16 protein-coding genes are annotated in these 16,918 nt (G+C 68.3%); 12 read left to right on the top strand and 4 right to left on the bottom strand.

The genetic code is table 11. The features are described from left to right. The first annotated feature begins 163 nt into the window (after positions 1 to 163). Positions 164 to 1,444 carry a hypothetical protein gene (locus AC1HIL_RS35025; protein WP_413765195.1) on the top strand — a complete coding sequence of 427 codons (1,281 nt, stop codon included), beginning with the start codon at positions 164 to 166 and terminating at the stop codon, positions 1,442 to 1,444. Between the two features lie 200 nt (positions 1,445 to 1,644). On the opposite strand, the gene AC1HIL_RS35020 is transcribed toward AC1HIL_RS35025, so the two are convergent. Next, positions 1,645 to 2,184 carry a hypothetical protein gene (locus tag AC1HIL_RS35020; RefSeq protein ID WP_296736772.1) on the bottom strand — a complete coding sequence of 180 codons (540 nt, stop codon included), beginning with the start codon at positions 2,182 to 2,184 and terminating at the stop codon, positions 1,645 to 1,647. 387 nt (positions 2,185 to 2,571) lie between these two features. Here AC1HIL_RS35020 and AC1HIL_RS35015 point away from each other — a divergent pair, with 387 nt between their 5' ends. The 3 genes from AC1HIL_RS35015 (at position 2,572) to AC1HIL_RS35005 (ending at position 6,411) form a co-directional block, all read left to right on the top strand. Beyond that, complete coding sequence (locus AC1HIL_RS35015) at positions 2,572 to 4,497, top strand: bifunctional metallophosphatase/5'-nucleotidase (protein WP_296736880.1); 1,926 nt, start codon at positions 2,572 to 2,574, stop codon at positions 4,495 to 4,497. A 215-nt stretch (positions 4,498 to 4,712) separates the two neighbouring features. Then, positions 4,713 to 6,056: an NADP-specific glutamate dehydrogenase gene (gene gdhA, locus AC1HIL_RS35010; protein WP_479668962.1), complete on the top strand. Its 1,344-nt coding sequence runs from the start codon at positions 4,713 to 4,715 to the stop codon at positions 6,054 to 6,056. Between the two features lie 67 nt (positions 6,057 to 6,123). Beyond that, the gene (locus tag AC1HIL_RS35005; protein ID WP_413765197.1) at positions 6,124 to 6,411 is read left to right on the top strand and encodes a type II toxin-antitoxin system Phd/YefM family antitoxin; all 288 of its coding nucleotides are present in this window, start codon (positions 6,124 to 6,126) and stop codon (positions 6,409 to 6,411) included. A 52-nt stretch (positions 6,412 to 6,463) separates the two neighbouring features. Here AC1HIL_RS35005 and AC1HIL_RS35000 read toward each other — a convergent pair whose 3' ends face one another. Together AC1HIL_RS35000 and AC1HIL_RS34995 are read right to left on the bottom strand one after the other, a co-directional pair. Continuing rightward, complete coding sequence (locus tag AC1HIL_RS35000; RefSeq protein WP_057593873.1) at positions 6,464 to 7,039, bottom strand: dihydrofolate reductase family protein; 576 nt, start codon at positions 7,037 to 7,039, stop codon at positions 6,464 to 6,466. After that, positions 7,036 to 8,013: a LysR family transcriptional regulator gene (locus tag AC1HIL_RS34995; RefSeq protein ID WP_064262195.1), complete on the bottom strand. Its 978-nt coding sequence runs from the start codon at positions 8,011 to 8,013 to the stop codon at positions 7,036 to 7,038. Before AC1HIL_RS34995 ends, AC1HIL_RS35000 begins: the two co-directional genes overlap by 4 nt. Before the next feature lie 99 nt (positions 8,014 to 8,112). Here AC1HIL_RS34995 and AC1HIL_RS34990 point away from each other — a divergent pair, with 99 nt between their 5' ends. Then, the gene (locus AC1HIL_RS34990; RefSeq protein ID WP_479668963.1) at positions 8,113 to 9,279 is read left to right on the top strand and encodes a mandelate racemase/muconate lactonizing enzyme family protein; all 1,167 of its coding nucleotides are present in this window, start codon (positions 8,113 to 8,115) and stop codon (positions 9,277 to 9,279) included. A gap of 106 nt (positions 9,280 to 9,385) precedes the next feature. After that, positions 9,386 to 9,718 carry a hypothetical protein gene (locus tag AC1HIL_RS34985; RefSeq protein WP_143129319.1) on the top strand — a complete coding sequence of 111 codons (333 nt, stop codon included), beginning with the start codon at positions 9,386 to 9,388 and terminating at the stop codon, positions 9,716 to 9,718. 9 nt (positions 9,719 to 9,727) lie between these two features. On the opposite strand, the gene AC1HIL_RS34980 is transcribed toward AC1HIL_RS34985, so the two are convergent. Beyond that, entirely contained in the window at positions 9,728 to 10,657 is a 930-nt protein-coding gene (locus AC1HIL_RS34980) for a LysR substrate-binding domain-containing protein (RefSeq protein WP_479668964.1), read from the bottom strand. Positions 10,658 to 10,756: 99 nt separating this feature from the next. On the opposite strand from AC1HIL_RS34980, the gene AC1HIL_RS34975 reads away from it, so the two are divergent. The 6 genes from AC1HIL_RS34975 (at position 10,757) to AC1HIL_RS34950 (ending at position 16,917) form a co-directional block, all read left to right on the top strand. Next, entirely contained in the window at positions 10,757 to 11,563 is an 807-nt protein-coding gene (locus AC1HIL_RS34975; protein ID WP_479668965.1) for a hydroxypyruvate isomerase family protein, read from the top strand. 25 nt (positions 11,564 to 11,588) lie between these two features. After that, positions 11,589 to 12,932, top strand: coding sequence for a Rieske 2Fe-2S domain-containing protein (locus AC1HIL_RS34970; RefSeq protein WP_057593878.1), 1,344 nt, complete (start codon positions 11,589 to 11,591; stop codon positions 12,930 to 12,932). A 49-nt stretch (positions 12,933 to 12,981) separates the two neighbouring features. Continuing rightward, complete coding sequence (locus AC1HIL_RS34965) at positions 12,982 to 13,968, top strand: Bug family tripartite tricarboxylate transporter substrate binding protein (protein ID WP_479668966.1); 987 nt, start codon at positions 12,982 to 12,984, stop codon at positions 13,966 to 13,968. A 59-nt stretch (positions 13,969 to 14,027) separates the two neighbouring features. Further along, positions 14,028 to 14,876 (top strand): fumarylacetoacetate hydrolase family protein, encoded by an 849-nt coding sequence (locus tag AC1HIL_RS34960; RefSeq protein ID WP_479668967.1) that lies wholly within the window; start codon positions 14,028 to 14,030, stop codon positions 14,874 to 14,876. Continuing rightward, positions 14,873 to 15,829, top strand: coding sequence for a PDR/VanB family oxidoreductase (locus AC1HIL_RS34955; protein ID WP_057593881.1), 957 nt, complete (start codon positions 14,873 to 14,875; stop codon positions 15,827 to 15,829). Before AC1HIL_RS34960 ends, AC1HIL_RS34955 begins: the two co-directional genes overlap by 4 nt. Before the next feature lie 83 nt (positions 15,830 to 15,912). Further along, entirely contained in the window at positions 15,913 to 16,917 is a 1,005-nt protein-coding gene (locus AC1HIL_RS34950; RefSeq protein ID WP_479668968.1) for a LacI family DNA-binding transcriptional regulator, read from the top strand. Position 16,918: the final 1 nt, after the last annotated feature.

Raw genomic sequence — 16,918 nt, 5'->3', positions numbered from 1 at the left:
CGTTGCGACGCGGGTGCCGTTAGCCTGAGTGCCACCTGACGGTTCGCGGCGGAGAAGGAAAGAACCGCGTTGGCGAGAAATTCTCTTCGCTGCTGTCAGCGCCGATTTCTCGGTGCCCGTTAGGTTCTTCCTGTGCTGCGGCGCACGCAGATCCGGAAGAGCAATGAGCAAGAGATCTTCATTCTTCGTTGTCGAAATTTCGGCGATGACGTTGGCACTCCTGGCCGCAGGTTGTGTCGTGCAGCCACCGCTGGTGTCCCATGCGACGGTCCAACCCGTGCCTGTCGCCGCCGTTGCTCCGCGTGTCGTGAGCGTGTATGTCGATCCGCCGCTGTATCAGCCCCCGCCGATTGCGGTGGCATGGGCCCCGCCGCCCATGTTGGTGGAGAGACCGCCGTCACCTCCCTTCGCGGGAGCGGTCTGGACTGGCGGCTATTGGACATGGCAGGGCAACTGGGTATGGGCCGCGGGACGTTGGGCCATGCCGCCCGAACCAGGCTATGCCTGGGTACAGCCGTACTACGAGCATCGCGATGGAGTCGTGGTCTTCATCACCGGCCACTGGTCGGGACCGGGCGTCGCGTTCATTCCGCCGCCGCCGGGTGTCAGTCTGGTGGTTTCAGCCGCGGCGGCAGGCGTGGTGGCCGGGCTCGCACCCATCGGACCGCAGGGCGTATTCGTTCCCGCACCGCCCGGCTCGCGGCTCGGCTTGATCGTGCCGGCACCCGTGGGAACTCCACCCGCGGTGGTCGTCAGCGCGCCGCCGGTGACCAACGTCGGCATGCGCGTGCAGAACACGACCATCTACAACGTGACGAACACGACGACGAACGTCACCAATGTCACGAACATCAACAACACGCGCACGGTCACAGTGGTGGCGCCCGCCAGCGCAACGGCCAGTGGCCGCTCCTTTGAAGCAGCAGTTCCGGCAAGTGCCCATCTGGCCGCCGCGTTGCCCTCGGTGGTGCATGCGGTGGCCCCCGTCCCGGAGAGCGCGAAGCCGGTCGCGGCACTTGTGCCTGGTCATCCGCCCGCCGCGGCCCGGCCTGTCGAGCCCGCGCGACAGACAGTCGCGGTGCCGCCGCAGATTCCCGCTGCGCCCGTTGAGGCGCATCCTCGGGTCGCGCCACCCCCTGTTGCGGCCAAGGCGGCCGAGCCCGCGGTGCCGGCCGCGGCCTCCGCTCGGCTGGCACCTGAAGCACCGCGAAGGGCGGAACCCGTGATCGGCGGACAGCAGCGCCCGCAGTCTGTTGCCCCCGCATCGATCGAGAGCGCGCGCCAGGTCAATGCATCGCGCCGATCGGATGAGCAACAGGCCTTGCGCATGCGTGAGTCGACGCCCAGAGAGCATCCGGCATCTCCTCCGCACGTCCAGGCGGGGCGCCCGGCGGCTTCGCCCGAGCATGTCGAGCAGCCCAGGAAGGAAGAGCACCGGGAGTAGGACAGCGGTACCGCGCGGGGCTGTTTGCCCGTCCGGTGGGCGCAAAAAGCTGCGTGACATGGTTTCTTGCGTTGCATGGCTCTCGTGCATGCATGCTGCGAGCAACGGACCCGAGCCATTGCGCGCACCTGCCGCGAAGAAGGCCATGCAAGTCGATGCCCGGCAGCACGAAAGCACGGCTGCGAGGCCACGTCGCATGGTCAAAGCAATTCGCCGTTGACGCTGTGCGCTTCGATCGCCCACCCACTGTCCGTGGCGAGCGGAGAGGCCGGGCCTTGCGCCTGTACCTGATCTCCGGGCTTCAGTTGCAGGCGCTCCATTCCCTGCGGACGGAGGTGAACGAAATCGCCGCTGTCCAGAACAACGCCATTGGCGGCGCCATGCTTGGCAAAGTTCAGGCGCACGACCTTCCCATGCACCTGCGTTTGCGGTTCGGCCGTTCTGGTCGCGCGACCGTCGACGGCCGCCAATCGCTCGAAGTGGTAGACGAAGTGTTCGCCGTCGCCCTTCGGCGAAGGTCCGGTTTCGCGGCCTTCGACGACCAGCGCCTGGTCGCGACGAAGGCTCAGCAACAGGGTGACGCTCGAGCTGTCGTGGGGATCGACCACGAACTGCGTGACGATGCCTTCCGTGTCGATCAACAGCCCTTCGATGCCGCCTTTGGGGCTGTAAAGCAGGTGCTGGAAGCGGCCCTCCACGGACCAGATGTCGTCGTGCTCGGCGGGATGATGGTGTGGCATTTGGAGGTTCTCGAAGCTCTTGTGTCGTGGGAAAGGTGCTGGCAGCTCTTTCAGGAGGCTGGTCGCACCATCGGGCGCGGCAGATGCGGTACGCGCTGCCGCCTTTCGCAGTAGCGCGCAACGTGCCAGCACCGGAATCCTTTGAAATCAACGACTTGAGACCGCCGTTGCTGCGACATCCGGATGATTCGGGGACAGCGGGCGTCCGTTTCCCGGACACCGGCAGCACCGCGCATCCTCGCATCGATGGCGCGGGCCGCGCGTGCATGGCCCGGGCGCCGCAAGGATGTCATCCCCGCTTCATGCGCACTTTCCACGATCCCTGCTTTTCATAAGAGGGGATCAGTCTTGAAACGCATTCTGAGCGCGTCCGCATTGGCGGCCGCGATGTTGCTCGCCGCCTGCGGCGGCGGTGGTGGTTCGTCGGTGGCCTTCATTCCGCCGCCCGCATCGGGTGGCGGCGGCGATACGCCCGCCACGCCCACGGCCCAGCCGATGGATCTGACGATCCTGCACATCAACGACCACCATTCGAACCTCGACAGCAAGACCAAGACCTTGCAGCTGCGCAGCGCCAGCGGCGGCGCGCCCGGTCCGGTGCAGGTCGACGCGGGCGGCTTCCCGCGCGTCGCCGCCGCCATCGAGGCACTGGCCGCGAAATCGACCAACGTGCTGAAGCTGCACGCGGGCGACGCGCAGACCGGCACGCTCTACTTCAACCGCGCGGGTGCGGATGGCGAGGCCGATGCCGCGCTGATGAACACGGTCTGCTTCGATGCCTTCACGCTCGGCAACCACGAGTTCGACAAGGGCGACAGCGGCCTGAAGAAGTTCATCGACTTCCTGCACAAGGGCGCGTGCAAGACGCCGGTGCTGAGCGCCAACGTCAACTTCGGTGCGAAATCCGCGCTCCATCCCTCGAAGGCGCCGGGCTACGTCGACAAGTCCATCGTCGTGCAGCGCGGCGGCCAGTCGATCGGCCTCGTGGGCCTGACGATCGCGGCCAAGACCAAGGCTTCGTCGAGCCCCGACCCCGACACCACCTTCGAGGACGAGGCCGTCGCGGCCCAGCGCGAGATCGATGCGCTGAAGGCGCGCGGCGTGAACAAGATCATCGTGATGAGCCACATCGGCTACGAGTACGACAAGACCGTGATCGCCAAGCTCAGCGGCGTGGACGTCGTGGTCGGCGGCGACTCGCACACGCTGGTCGGTCCTGCCGCGCTGACGGCCTATGGCGTGGGCTCGCCCGCGGGTGCCTATCCCACGCGCGCGACCGACAAGGACGGCAAGCCCGTCTGCCTGGTGCAGGCCTGGGAATACAGCCAGGTGGTGGGCGAGCTCAAGGTGTCCTTCGACGCCCAGGGCAACGTGACGAACTGCGCCGGCACGCCGCACGTACTGATCGGCGACGAGTTCAGGGTCGGCACTTCGTCCACCTCCACGCCGCCGCCGCTGGCCACGCCCGAACAGAAGACCGCGATCCTAGCCGACATCGCGGCGAGCGGCTTCCTGCGCATGACCACGCCCAGCGTGGCGGCCACGGCGGTGCTCAAGCCCTTCAAGGACAAGGTGGATGCGTTCACGAAGAGCGAGGTGGCCACGGTGCCGGTCGAGCTCTGCTCGCGCCGCGTGCCGGGTGGCGTCGGCAGCACCGACTACAGCCGCTCGAGCGCGGCCTGCAATGCACTGGGCGAGGTCAGCCTGCGCGGCGGCGACATCCAGCAGCTGGTGGCCCAGGCCTATGTCGACGTGGCCAATGCCGAGTACGGCGGCGCCGACATCTCGCTGCAGAGCGGCGGCGGCGTGCGCGTGCCGCTCAACGGCCGCGTGACCGCGGCGAACGTGATCGAGGTGCTGCCCTTCGGCAACATGCTGTTCCGCCTCGACGTTACCGGCCAGGAGGTCAAGAACATGCTCGAGGACGGCATGCAGGCGGTCTACGGTCCCAACGGTTCGACCGGCCCGTATCCCTACACCGGCAACCTCCGCTTCGACGTGAACGCGACCAGGGCCGAGGGCAGCCGCGTCACCAACATCGAGGTGCGCAATGCCGCCGCCAACACCTGGGGCCCGCTGGACCTGACGAAGACCTACAAGCTCTTCGTGCTGAGCTTCAATGCCACGGGCGGCGATGGCTACAAGACCCTGGCGGCCATTCCCGCGGCGCGCCGTCTCGACATTGGCGTGCTCGACGCGGACGTGTTCCAGACCTACATCGACCGTCAGGCCAAGGACGCCGGAACGGGGCTGCCGCAGCTGCGCAAGCTCGACGGGGCGCTGTACAGCACCAAGTCGTACGTGCAGCCCTGACGGGCCGAACCGGCGGGCCGCGTCGTGCGGCTCGCCGCTCCAGCTTCGCCGCCACCGGACAGACATCCGCTGGCGGCGAATTCCTTTTCAATCCAAGTTGGTGCAGATTCGAACCTTATCCCTACGAAGTTCATTACTTTGGTGCATAACTTTGAGCCATTCGTGCATGAGAATGCACGATTTTGGTCATACCGCACCTTTTTGGAGATAGAGGAATGAAGCACGCCAGCGCCCAAGACTTCCTGGCCAATGTGGCCCAGCGCAATCCCGGGCAGCCCGAATACCTGCAGGCCGTGACGGAGGTCATCCAGAGCCTGTGGCCCTTCATCGCTCAGCATCCGCGCTACCAGACGCAGGCGCTGCTGGAGCGGCTGGTGGAGCCCGAGCGCGTGATCACCTTCCGTGTCTGCTGGACTGACGATCACGGCGACGTGCAGGTCAACCGCGGCTACCGCATCCAGCACAGCCTGGCCATCGGCCCGTACAAGGGCGGCCTGCGTTTCCATCCGTCGGTGAACCTGTCGATCCTCAAGTTCCTGGCCTTCGAGCAGACCTTCAAGAACGCGCTGACCACGCTGCCGATGGGCGGCGGCAAGGGCGGCTCCGACTTCAATCCCAAGGGCCGCAGCCAGGGCGAGGTCATGCGCTTCTGCCAGGCCTTCGCCACCGAGCTGTTCCGCCACGTGGGCGCCTACACCGACGTGCCCGCGGGCGACATCGGCGTGGGCGGGCGCGAGGTGGGCTACCTCACCGGCATGGTCAAGAAGCTCACCAACCGCGCCGACTGCGTGTTCACCGGCAAGGGCCTCTCGTTCGGCGGCTCGCTGATCCGGCCCGAGGCCACGGGCTACGGCAACGTCTATTTCGCGCAGGAGATGCTGCAGACGCGCGGGCTCGGCTTCGAGGGGCTGCGCGTGTCGGTCTCGGGTGCGGGCAACGTCGCCCAGTACACGATCGAGAAGGCCATGGCGCTCGGGGCCAAGGTGGTCACGGTGTCCGACTCCAGCGGCACGGTGGTCGACGAGTCGGGCTTCACCGCCGAGAAGCTCGCGGTGCTGATGGACGTGAAGAACCACCACTACGGCCGCGTGAGCGACTACGCCGAGCGCGTCGGTGCGAAGTTCGTCGCCGGTGCCACGCCGTGGCATGTGCCGGTCGACGTCGCGCTGCCCAGCGCGACCCAGAACGAGCTCGACGTCGAGGATGCGAAGACGCTGGTGAAGAACGGCGTGGTCTGCGTGGCCGAGGGCGCGAACATGCCGTCCACCATCGAGGCGGTCAAGGTGTTCGAGGCGGCCAACGTGCTGTATGCGCCGGGCAAGGCCAGCAACGCCGGCGGCGTGGCCACCTCGGGCCTGGAGATGAGCCAGAACGCAGCGCGCCTGTCATGGCCGCGCGAGGAGGTCGATGCGCGCCTGCTGCAGATCATGCGCAGCATCCACGAGGCCTGCCTGGCCCACGGGCGCCGCGAGGACGGCCGCGTGAGCTATGTCGACGGGGCGAACGTGGCGGGCTTCGTCAAGGTGGCGGATGCGATGCTGGCGCAAGGCGTCGTTTGAGAGACAGGGTCGAGAGACTTCATTCAGTTCAGAATGGATCCTTCGTGTTCGCGGAAGGGCCACTCCGATGAAGTTCTCGACCCAAGTCAAACCCATCAGCTATCTCAAGGACCACGCAACGGATATCGTCAAGGACATCTCGGAGAGTCGCGAACCGCTGCTGATCACGCAAGACGGGGAAGCGAAGCTCGTGGTGATGGATGTCCGCAGCTATGAGGAGCGCGAAAAGACGATCGCGTTGCTGAAGCTCCTGGCATTGGGACATCGCGAGATCGAGCAAGGGCGGTTTCGCGATGCTGACGAAGTGTTCGCTGATCTGGCTGGAGACAACCAAGGACAAGGCCTCTTTTCGTGAGCCCTCGAAGTTTGGCCGTCCTTGTCGATCGGAACGCCGCGCCGCTTGACCATCAAGTCTTCAAAGCACCAGCGAACCTGTAGCTGCCGAGCACCAGCCCCGACGGCGTCGTCTTGCTTCTGACCAGCTCGAAGGCGCGCGCCGGCAATCCCTGCGCGAACAGGCGCTTGCCTGTGCCCAGCAGCACCGGATAGACGATCAGCATCATCTCGTCGACCAGCCCGTGCTCGAGCAGCGTCGATGTCAGCGTGGAGCTGCCCCAGAGCACGAGGTCCGGGCCGGCGCTCGACTTGAGGCGGCCGACGCTCTCGGCGATGTCCGGCCCGAGGCCTTCGAACGGACCCCAGGCCAGGCTGTCGGGGCGATGCGTCACGACGTACTTGGTCGCCGCATTCAGGCCGTCCGCCATCGGCCCGCCCGGCGCCTTGGGCCAGTAGTCCGACCACAGGTCGTAGGTGCGACGGCCCAGCAGCAGGTCGAAGCGTTCGCCATGCGCGGTGAGGACTTGATCGCGGCCCTCGGGCGTGCGGTAGGGCGCGGTCCAGTCGCCGTGCGGGAAGCCGTCCTCGCTGGAGGACTGGATCACGCCGTCTAGCGATACGTGCTCCATGATCTTGAGCTTTCTCATGCGGGTCTCCTTGCTGGTGTGGGTGGTTTGGGAGTGGCGGGACCTTGATGGTGTCCGGTGTGGAGGCTCGTGATCGAGGAGGGATGCGCCGCCTTCCAGAACGCCTCGACCGCCGTGCCCATCGGCTCGCGCCCGCGGTACAGCCGCACCTGCAGCGGCACGACCCATTCCTCGCCACCGGCCGGCACCAGCGTTCCCGCCGCGATGTCCTCGTCGATCAATGTCCTCGGCAGCCACGCAATCCCCCGCCCATCGAGCGCCATGGTCCGCAGCACCGAGGCCAGGTGCGCGGTGAACACCACCTTCGGTGCCAGCGCATCGAGCCTGCGGCCCAGCACGGCCTGCGCGATGCGCCCCAGCCCCGATTCCTGGCTGTAGGCGAGCAGCGGCACGGGCGCGGCGGCGCTCTTGCCCAGCACATGCCGCGCGCGGCCCCTGGCACCGCGCGCGCTTACTGGCACCAGCGCATCGGCGCCAACCTGCGTCGACAGCGCTCCCGAGTTATCGAGAGAGTTCGCGGCCTCGGGATGCGCATGGCTCAGCACGAACTGCACCTTGCCCTGCGACAGCAGCAGCTCGCAGCGCGGCAACAGGTCCGACATGAGCTGCACCGGGCCCAGTGCCACGCGCGATTCGAGCGTGCGCAGCCAGCGCGGCAGGAAGGTGAACGAGAGCGCATGCGTGGCGGCGAGCCGCAGGGTCGCGGCATCGGCTTCGTTGACGGCGCGCGCATCGGCGGGAATGCGGTCGACTCGCGCGCGCAGTTCACGCGCGACCGTGCCGAACCATTCGCCCGCGGGCGTGAGCGTGGCGGGCTGGCCGCTGCGGTCGAACAGCTCGGTGCCCAGCCATTCCTCGAGCGCGCGCACGCGGCGGCTGAAGGCCGGCTGGGTCAGGTGGCGCTCCTCGGCCGCGCGCGAGAAGTTGCCCGTTTCGGCCAGCACCAGGAAGTCGTCGAGCCAGAGGAAATTCATGGCGGTGCTTTCAAGGCATCGAAGTCTAGAAAAAGGGCATTGGCCGGATCGGCGCCACGCGGCCACCATCGGGTCTTCCTCAGCTCCTGGAGACCTCCCGTGAAGATCGTCGAGATCCGCGAAAAGACCCTTCCGATCAGTTCGCCCATCCGCAATGCGTACATCGACTTTAGCAAGATGACCCTGAGCCTCGTGGCGGTGATCACCGATGTGGTCCGCGACGGCAAGCCGGTGGTCGGCTACGGCTTCAATTCCAATGGCCGCTACGGCCAGGGCACGCTGATGCGCGAGCGCTTCATTCCGCGCATCCTCGAGGCCGAGCCCGACACGCTGCTCGACGCGAGCGGCCGCAACCTCGATCCGCACAAGGTGTGGGACACGATGTTCAAGAACGAGAAGCCCGGCGGCCATGGCGAGCGCTCGGTCGCCATCGGCACCATCGACATGGCGGTGTGGGACGCGGTGGCGAAGATCGAGGGCAAGCCGCTGTTTCAGCTGCTGGCCGAGCGCTACGGCAACGGCACGCCGAACCCGAAGGTCTTCGTCTATGCGGCCGGCGGCTACTACTACCCGGGCCAGGACCACGGCAAGCTCAAGGACGAGATGCGCAGCTACATCGACCGCGGCTACACGGTGGTCAAGAAGAAGATCGGCGGCGATTCGCTGGACGAGGACCTGCGCCGCATCGACTCGATCTTGAGCGTGCTGCAGGACGGCCAGAAGCTGTGCGTGGATGCGAACGGCCGCTTCGACCTCGACATGGCGATCGCCTATGCCAAGGCGCTGTCGCAGTACGACCTGTTCTGGTACGAGGAAGCCGGCGATCCACTCGACTTCGAGCTGCAGGCCACGCTGCGCAACTACTACGCCAACCCGATGGCCACGGGCGAGAACCTGTTCTCGATGCAGGATGCGCGCAACCTGATCCGCCATGGCGGCATGCGGCCCGACCGCGACTGGCTGCAGTTCGACTGCGCGCTCAGCTACGGCCTGGTCGAGTACCTGCGCACGCTCGACATGCTCAAGCAGCACGGCTGGTCCGCGAGCCGCTGCATCCCGCATGGCGGCCACCAGATGTCGCTCAACATCGCGGCCGGGCTGGGGCTCGGCGGCAACGAGTCCTACCCCGACCTGTTCCAGCCCTTCGGCGGCTTCCCCGACGGCGTGCAGGTGGAGAGCGGCCACGTCACGCTGCCGCCGCTGCCGGGCATCGGTTTCGAGGGCAAGGCCGACCTGTACGCGCGGATGCGGGCACTGTCGGACTGAAGGGGCGATCGAGCGCGCGACCCGTGCGTCCGCTATATTCCGCCGGCCCCATCGCGGCCGGCGGGAGCGCAAGCCGTTGCGTCTCGCAACCCCTCAGGAGATCGAAGTGCATCCAAAGTTTTGCGGCCTCGTGGCCATCGTCGTGGCGCTGTCGGGCTGCAGCCTGTGGCCGAAGTCCGGCCCGTCCAAGGATGCGCCGAAGGCCGCGGCACCGAGCGAGACCTACCACTCGGACCGGCCCAAGTCCTTCACCAACACCGCGGGCGTGTCGGTGCCCGAGAACCTGATGCTGCTGTGCCAGTACCGCGTGGGCAAGACGCTGGCGGAACAGGACGAGAAGAACCGGCAGTCGACCACGCCGCAGCGGCTCGAGTACGGCACGGGCGCGAGCGCGCCGCTGAAGGCTTGTTTGTCGGCCTACGGTTACCTCGAGCGCTGAGCGCGGGACTCATCCCGGGCCGGGGCGCAGTTCGGCCGGTGAATCGGACAGCTCGCCGACCAGGAAGTCCCTGAAGCTCTCGGCCGCCGGCGACAGTGCGCGGGCCCGCGCGCAGAACAGCGACAGGTGGCGATCCACCGTCGGTGAGGTCAGCGGCCGCGACACCAGGCCGAAGGATTCGAGCATCGGCAGCACGCGGCTGGGCTGGGCCGTGATGCCGAAGCCGCCGCGCACCATGCCGAGCGCGGTGGTGATGAACGACACCTCGTGCGCCGGATGCAGCGCCAGCGCATCCGAGTGCTTGAACAAATCGGCCTGCAGCCGGTTCGTGAAGTCGGGCGTGAGGCTCACGAACGGATGCTGCAGCGCCTGCGCCCAGCTCACGCGGGCGCGCGCGGCCAGCGCATGGTCGCCCGGGCACACCAGCCGGATGCGATCGCGCATCAGGCTTTGCTGCAGCAATTCGGGCGGCGTCGGGCGCTGCGGCGCGATGCAGAGGTCGGCCTCGCCGCTCACGACCCGCGCGGTGGCCTGCTGGTTCAGCGAATCGAGCACGTAGACCGCGATCGCCGGATACCGGCGGCGGTAGCGATGGATCATTTCGGGCAGCGTCGTCGCCGCATAGAGCGGCGTGCAGGCGATGCGCACCGTGCCGCGCTTCTTCTGCTCGAGGTCCTGCGTGCTCTCGAGCGCGCGAGAGAGATCGTCGAGCACCTGCCGCGCGAGCGGATAGAACTCGCTGCCCGCCAGCGCGAGGGCGGTCGACCGCGTCGTGCGGTCGAACAGCCGCACTCCCACGTTGCGTTCGAGATCGCGGATCAAGAGGCTCAGCGCCGAAGGCGTGAGATGGAGCCGGCGCGCCGCCGCGGCAAAGCTGCCGGCATCGGCGATGGCGACGAAGGCGCGCAACTGGCGCAGGGACACGTTTCCGATATTCATAAGACAAGCTCAACAGGGCCTAAAAAAGTCTAGCTTGTCTTAGCAATACCCGCTACCTACGATGCCCTTCATCCGAGACCAACACGAAGCGATTCCACGATGCTGCGATTCGATCCCAACCTGCGGTGGCTGTTCACCGAATACCCGATGCTCGAGCGTTACGAGGCGGCCGCCAGGGCCGGCTTCCGCGGCGTGGAGGTGGCCTTTCCCTACGAATACCCGGCACGCGAGATCGCGGCCCGGCTCGAGGCCAACGGGCTTGCGCTGGTGCAGATCCTCTCGCCCTTCGACTGGGACGCCGGCGAGCGCGGCTACGCGGCGCTGCCGGGACTCGAGGCGCGCTTCCGGCAGAGCATCCACACCGCGATCGACTACGCGGCGCAGGTGGGCGGTCCGATGATCCACGTGATGCCCGGCAACATCGGGCCGGACATGGACCGCGCGCGCTGCATGGACCTGTTCAAGGGGAACATCGCCTGGGCCGCCGACCAGGCCCGCGCCAGCGGGCTCACGCTGATCCTCGAGCCCTGCTGCCGCGCGCGCTTTCCCGACTTCCTCTATCACCGCATCGAGGAGGGCGTGGCGGTGGTCGAGGCGCTGGGCCGTGGCAACGTGAAACTGTGCTTCGACACCTTCCACATCCAGACCGAGCAAGGTGCCATCGCCGAACGCCTGAAGGCCGCATGGCCTCACATCGGGCACATCCAGGTCGGCAGCGTGCCGGGCCGCAACGAACCGGGCACCGGCGAGATCCGTTTCCCCTACCTGTTCGAACTGATCGAGCAGATGGGTTGGGAGGGATGGATCGGCTGCGAGTACGCGCCTTCGGGCCACACGCTCGACACGCTGCAATGGGCCGCCGATCACGGCATCCGCGATCCGCGCACGCCAGCGGCCGCGCACTGAACACAACCACGAGGAGACGACCGCGATGCTCAGCGCCGCCGACAACGACATGCTCACCCGCACCGGGGCCCAGACACCGATGGGCCAGTTCTTTCGCCGCTTCTGGCAGCCCGTGGCGCTGTCGCGCGAACTGCCGGAGCGCGACGGCGCGCCGATGCGCGTGAACATCATGGGCGAGAGGCTGGTGGTCTTCCGCAACAGCGAGGGCGTGGTCGGACTGGTCGACGCGCGCTGCCCGCACCGCGGCGCGGACTTGTACTTCGGACGCAACGAGAACTGCGCGATCCGCTGCGTGTTCCATGGCTGGCAGTTCGACCTGCAGGGGCGCCCGGTGGAGCTGCCCAACGTGCCGCCCGGCGCGAGCTACCACCAGACGCTGCGGCTCAAGGCCTACCCGACGCGCGAGCACGGCGGCGTGGTCTGGGCCTACATGGGACCCGATCCGTGGGAGCGCGAACTGCCCGAACTGCCGCAGCTCGAGTTCGCGGCCTTGCCGGAGTCGCACCGCTACGTCACCAAGAAGCTGCAGGAATGCAATTGGGCGCAATCGATCGAGGGCGCGCTCGATACCTCGCACTTCTCGTTCCTGCACATGCCGGCGCCGGGCGTGCCCTCGAACGCGAACCCCGACGCGCCGGCCGACGAGAAGCGCCTGCGCTGGATCCGCGAGGATCCGTTGCCACTGTTCTCGATCCTCGAGCACGAGGTCGGCTTCGTCGTGGGTGGCGCGCGCCGCGCCGACGATGGCGTGCGCTACTGGCGCAGCGCGCAGTTCGCGCTGCCCTCGCACAGCACCACGCCCTCCACGCTGCCCGGCGAGACCCACTTCGGCTACACCTGGGTGCCGATCGACGACGAGAACTGCTGGATCTACACCTATGCGTGGAATCCGGATCGCCCGCTCGGCGAGGAGGAGGTCGCGAAGTTCAAGGAAGGCCACGGCGTGATCGCGGAGGTGGACGCGGACTTCATTCCGATCCGCAACCGCTCGAACGAATACCTGATCGATCGCGTCCACCAGAAGCACATCAGCTTCACCGGCGTGCGCGGCGTGGCCGAGCAGGACGCGATGATCCAGGACAGCCAGGGCCGCATCGCGGATCGCACGCAGGAGCACCTCTCGGCCTCCGATGCCGCCGTGGTGCGCTTTCGCCGCACCGTGCTCACGGGTGCGAAGGCACTGGCGCGCGGCATCGAGCCCGAAGCGCCGCTGCGGCACGAGGCCTACCGGCTGCGCTCGGGAAGCTGGTTCGCTTCCGAGGGCGTGTCCTTCGAGCAGGTGATGCTCGAGCGCTTCGGCGACACCGTCGGCCGCATCGCGGCGGCGCCGGGCGCACCGAGCGCCGAGGAGGCCGCCAGCGCTCGCTAGCTTTTTCCGCTTCCCCGTTCCCGACAAGAAATCCTGGAGACAAGACACGATGAACCCCCTGAAGAAGTTCCGCTGGTCCGCCGCGCTGGCGTTCGCGGCCTGCGCGCTGGTCGGTGCCGCCACCGTCCATGCGAGCACCTACCCGTCCAAACCCATCAAGCTGATCATTCCCTACGCGGTCGGCGGCTCGACCGACCAGACGGGGCGGCTCATGGCCAAGTCGCTGTCCGAACGGCTCGGGCAGGCCGTGGTGGTCGAGAACCGCGCGGGCGCCGGCGGCACCCTGGGCCAGGACTTCGTGGCCAAGGCATCGGCCGACGGCTACACGCTGCTGTTCAGCGCCGCGGGTCCGCTCACGGTGACGCCGCACACCTATGCGAAGCTGAGCTACGACCCGGTCAAGTCCTTCGAGCCGATCGCGCTGGTGGCCACGCAACCGCTGCTGCTGGCCGTGAAGCCGGGCCTCAAGGCCGACAGCGTGGCCGAGTTGATCGCGCAGGCCAAGGCGAACCCCGGCAAGCTGTCGTACGGATCCTTCGGCAACGGCAGTGCCGCGCACCTGGCCGGCGAATACTTCAAGACGCTGGCCGGCGTGGACATGGTGCACGTGCCCTACAAGGGCAGCGGGCCCGCGCTGGTCGACCTGGTGGCGGGGCAGATCGACCTGATGTTCGACGTCTTCAGCACCTCGGCGCCGCTGGTCAAGGCCGGCAAGCTGCGCGCGCTCGCGATCACTTCCACCGAGCGCTCGCCGCAGTTCCCGCAGGTACCGACCATGCAGCAGGCCGGGGTCGCGGGCTTCGAGGCCGGCACCTGGTTCGGGCTGCTGGCGCCGGCCGGAACGCCGCGGCCCATCATCGACAAGCTCTCGGCCGCGGTCAACGCGGCGCTCGGCGAGAAGGAACTGCAGGAGACGCTGGCCTCGCAGGGCGCGAGCGTGCGCGGCGGCACGCCCGAGCAGTTCAGGAGCTACTTCCTGGCCGAGTACGACAAGTGGGGCCGCATCGTGAAGTCGGCCGGCGTCACTGCCGACTGAGCGCGGCTCTTCTTCCGTTTTTCTTCCACCCGCCCCTCGTCAGGGGGCCGTCTTCCGTCATGAAACTTCTGAGCTATTCCCACCAGGGACGGGCGCGCTGGGGCGCGCTCGTCGATGAACGCATCGTCGACCTGCAGGCCGCGTCGCAGGGGCGCTGTCCCACGCTGCGCAGCGCGCTCGCCCAACTGGACCTGCCCGCGATCGAGGTCTTGGCCAGGAGCGCCGTCCCCGGCGTCGCGCTCGGCGAGGTGACGCTGCTGCCGGTCGTGCCCGACGCGCCGCGCATCTTCTGCATCGGCCTCAACTACGAGGAGCACCGCGTCGAGGCGCGGCGCGAGAAGACCGGCCAGCCGACCGTGTTCCTGCGCGTGGCGTCCTCCCAGGTCGGCCACGGCCAGCCGATCGTGCTGCCGCGCGAATCCACCTGCCTCGACTACGAGGGCGAGATCGCGATCGTCATCGGCCGCGGCGGCCGGCGCATCCGCGAGCAGGATGCCTGGACGCACGTGGCCGGCTATGCGCCCTACACCGATGCCTCGGTGCGCGACTGGCAGGCCCACACCACGCAGTGGACGCCGGGCAAGAACTTTCCCGCCACGGGAGGCTTCGGGCCCTGGATGGTCACGCGCGGCGAGATCGCCGACGGGCAGGAACTGGGACTGGCCACGCGGCTCAACGGCGAGGTGGTGCAGCAGGCGACGACCGCGCAGCTGATCTTCCCGATGCCCACCCTGATCGCCTACATCTCGACCTTCACCGCGCTCGAGCCGGGCGACGTGATCGTGACCGGCACGCCCGGCGGCGTGGGCTTCAAGCGCCAGCCGCCGCTGTACTTGCGCGCGGGCGACGTGGTGGAGATCGAGGTGGACGGCGTGGGCATCCTGTCGAACGCCGTGCAAGCCGAATGACCGGCACGCGGCCGATCGAGGCGCGCATCGCCGCGCGCGCGAGCGTGGCGCCGGACATCTGCGCCCTCGAGATCGAGGCGCGCGACGGCACGCCGCTGCCGGCCTTCGATGCCGGGGCCCACATCGATGTGCATGTCGATGGCTTCGTGCGGCAGTACTCGCTGCTCGGCGCGCCGTGCGCGGCGCCCGCGCGCTATCGCATCGCGGTGCTGAAGACCGCCGCCTCGCGCGGCGGCTCCGAGGCGGTGCACGCCCGGCTGCAGGCGGGCAGCGCGCTGCGGATCTCGGTACCGAGGAACCTGTTCCCGCTGCAGCCGCAAAGCCCATGGTCGCTGCTCGTCGCGGGCGGCATCGGCATCACGCCGCTGCTGAGCATGGCGGCGGCACTGCATGCGGCCGGCTCGCCATTCGAGCTGCACTACTGCGCGCGCTCGCGCGGCGCCATGGCTTTCGTCGACGAGTTGCTGCGCTCGCCGTTCGCGCGCGCAGTGCACTTGCATCCGGACGACGAGAGGGCGTTCGATGCCGCGCGGGTGCTGGCCGGCCGGCCCGGCGACGCGCGGCTCTATGTCTGCGGCCCGCAGGGCTTCATGGACCATGTGCTGCACACCGCGAAGGCCGCGGGCTGGGACGAGCGCAGGTTGCACCACGAGTCCTTCCAACCGGTGGCAGCGGCCCACGGCGATCGCGGCTTCGAACTGGTCGCGGCGCGCAGCGGCAGGCGCATCGCGGTCGCGGCCAACGAGACGGCGCTGCAGGCGCTGCGGCGCGAGGGCATCGAGATCGCATCGTCCTGCGAGCAAGGGGTCTGCGGAAGCTGCCTCACACCGGTGCTCGAGGGCCGGGTCGAGCACCGCGATGCCTTTCTCACGGCGCAGGAACAGGCGCTGCACGACCAGTTCCTGCCGTGCTGTTCGCGCGCGCTCGGCGAGGTGTTGACGCTCGATCTCTGAGGCCGTCGCGGGCCGGGCTGCGAGGGGCGGCGCGTCGGCTCGCCACCCTAGAATCGCCGCATGGCATCTCCAGCGGCTTCTTCATGATCGGTTCCGGCGGCAGGCCCACCAGCAGGGACGTCGCGCGGCTCGCGGGGGTGTCGCAGGCGACGGTGTCGCGCGTGCTGCAGAACTCGCCGCTGGTGCAGCCGGCCACGCGCCAGGCGGTGCTCGATGCGATCGCGCAATCGGGCTACGCGCCCAACGCGGCCGCGCGCTGGATGCGCACCAGGCGCACCGGCATCATCGCGCTGGTGGTCGCCAACCTCGCGGTCAATCCGCTCTACCCGGCGATGCTGCAGTTGCTCTCCGCGGCGCTGCGCAAGCGCGGCCTCTCGGCCTCGGTCTACGAGGAAGAAGACTTCAGCGACGCGACCATGCGCGTGATGGTCGAGAGCGGCGTGGACGGCGTCATCACCACCACGGCCACCGAGGCCTCGCTGCCGCTGCTCGAGCGCATCGCGCAGAAGGTGCCGCTGGTGCTGCTGCACCGCACGGTGGGCTCGGATGCCTTCGACCAGTTCTCGAGCGACAACCGCGCGAGCGGCGCCTCGACCGCGGGCTTCTTCGTGGACCATGGGCGCACGCGTATCGGCCTGATCTCGGGCCACGACCTGCCGAGCACCTTGCGCGAGCGCGAGCAGGGCTTCGTCGAGGAGCTCGCGCGGCGCGGCGTCGCGCCGAGCCCGGGCGCGGTCGCGCGGGTGCCGAAGTTCTCCTATGCCGCGGGCCAGGATGCGGCGCGTGCGATCCTGCAGTCGGGCCGCGTCGATGCGATCTTCGGCGTCAACGACATCGTGGCGATCGGCGCGCTCGACGGCGTGCGCTCGCGGGGGCTCGCGGTGCCGCGCGACGTCTGGGTGGTGGGCCACGACGACGTGCCGATGGCCGCCTGGGACAGCATCGCGCTCACGACGGTCTCGCAGTCGCGCGAGGCGATGGTGGAGGCCGCCGTCGCGCGGCTGTGCGCGCGACTCGACAACCAGCAGATGGAGCCGGCGCGCGTGGTGCTCCCGCACGCGTTCATCGTGCGGGGCACGGCCGGCTGAT

The organism is Variovorax sp. ISS6 (assembly GCF_056523145.1).
Note: the sequence above shows the minus strand (reverse complement) of the source record. Positions and strands in the feature narration are given on the sequence as shown.

What these genes read in the sequence shown, in the direction of transcription:
- AC1HIL_RS35025 (WP_413765195.1), top strand. Translation starts at nt 164, where the DNA reads ATGAGCAAGAGATCTTCATTCTTCGTTGTCGAAATTTCGGCGATGACG.
- AC1HIL_RS35020 (WP_296736772.1), bottom strand. Translation starts at nt 2,184, where the DNA reads ATGCCACACCATCATCCCGCCGAGCACGACGACATCTGGTCCGTGGAG.
- AC1HIL_RS35015 (WP_296736880.1), top strand. Translation starts at nt 2,572, where the DNA reads ATGTTGCTCGCCGCCTGCGGCGGCGGTGGTGGTTCGTCGGTGGCCTTC.
- gdhA (WP_479668962.1), top strand. Translation starts at nt 4,713, where the DNA reads ATGAAGCACGCCAGCGCCCAAGACTTCCTGGCCAATGTGGCCCAGCGC.
- AC1HIL_RS35005 (WP_413765197.1), top strand. Translation starts at nt 6,124, where the DNA reads ATGAAGTTCTCGACCCAAGTCAAACCCATCAGCTATCTCAAGGACCAC.
- AC1HIL_RS35000 (WP_057593873.1), bottom strand. Translation starts at nt 7,039, where the DNA reads ATGAGAAAGCTCAAGATCATGGAGCACGTATCGCTAGACGGCGTGATC.
- AC1HIL_RS34995 (WP_064262195.1), bottom strand. Translation starts at nt 8,013, where the DNA reads ATGAATTTCCTCTGGCTCGACGACTTCCTGGTGCTGGCCGAAACGGGC.
- AC1HIL_RS34980 (WP_479668964.1), bottom strand. Translation starts at nt 10,657, where the DNA reads ATGAATATCGGAAACGTGTCCCTGCGCCAGTTGCGCGCCTTCGTCGCC.
- AC1HIL_RS34975 (WP_479668965.1), top strand. Translation starts at nt 10,757, where the DNA reads ATGCTGCGATTCGATCCCAACCTGCGGTGGCTGTTCACCGAATACCCG.
- AC1HIL_RS34970 (WP_057593878.1), top strand. Translation starts at nt 11,589, where the DNA reads ATGCTCAGCGCCGCCGACAACGACATGCTCACCCGCACCGGGGCCCAG.
- AC1HIL_RS34965 (WP_479668966.1), top strand. Translation starts at nt 12,982, where the DNA reads ATGAACCCCCTGAAGAAGTTCCGCTGGTCCGCCGCGCTGGCGTTCGCG.
- AC1HIL_RS34960 (WP_479668967.1), top strand. Translation starts at nt 14,028, where the DNA reads ATGAAACTTCTGAGCTATTCCCACCAGGGACGGGCGCGCTGGGGCGCG.
- AC1HIL_RS34955 (WP_057593881.1), top strand. Translation starts at nt 14,873, where the DNA reads ATGACCGGCACGCGGCCGATCGAGGCGCGCATCGCCGCGCGCGCGAGC.
- AC1HIL_RS34950 (WP_479668968.1), top strand. Translation starts at nt 15,913, where the DNA reads ATGATCGGTTCCGGCGGCAGGCCCACCAGCAGGGACGTCGCGCGGCTC.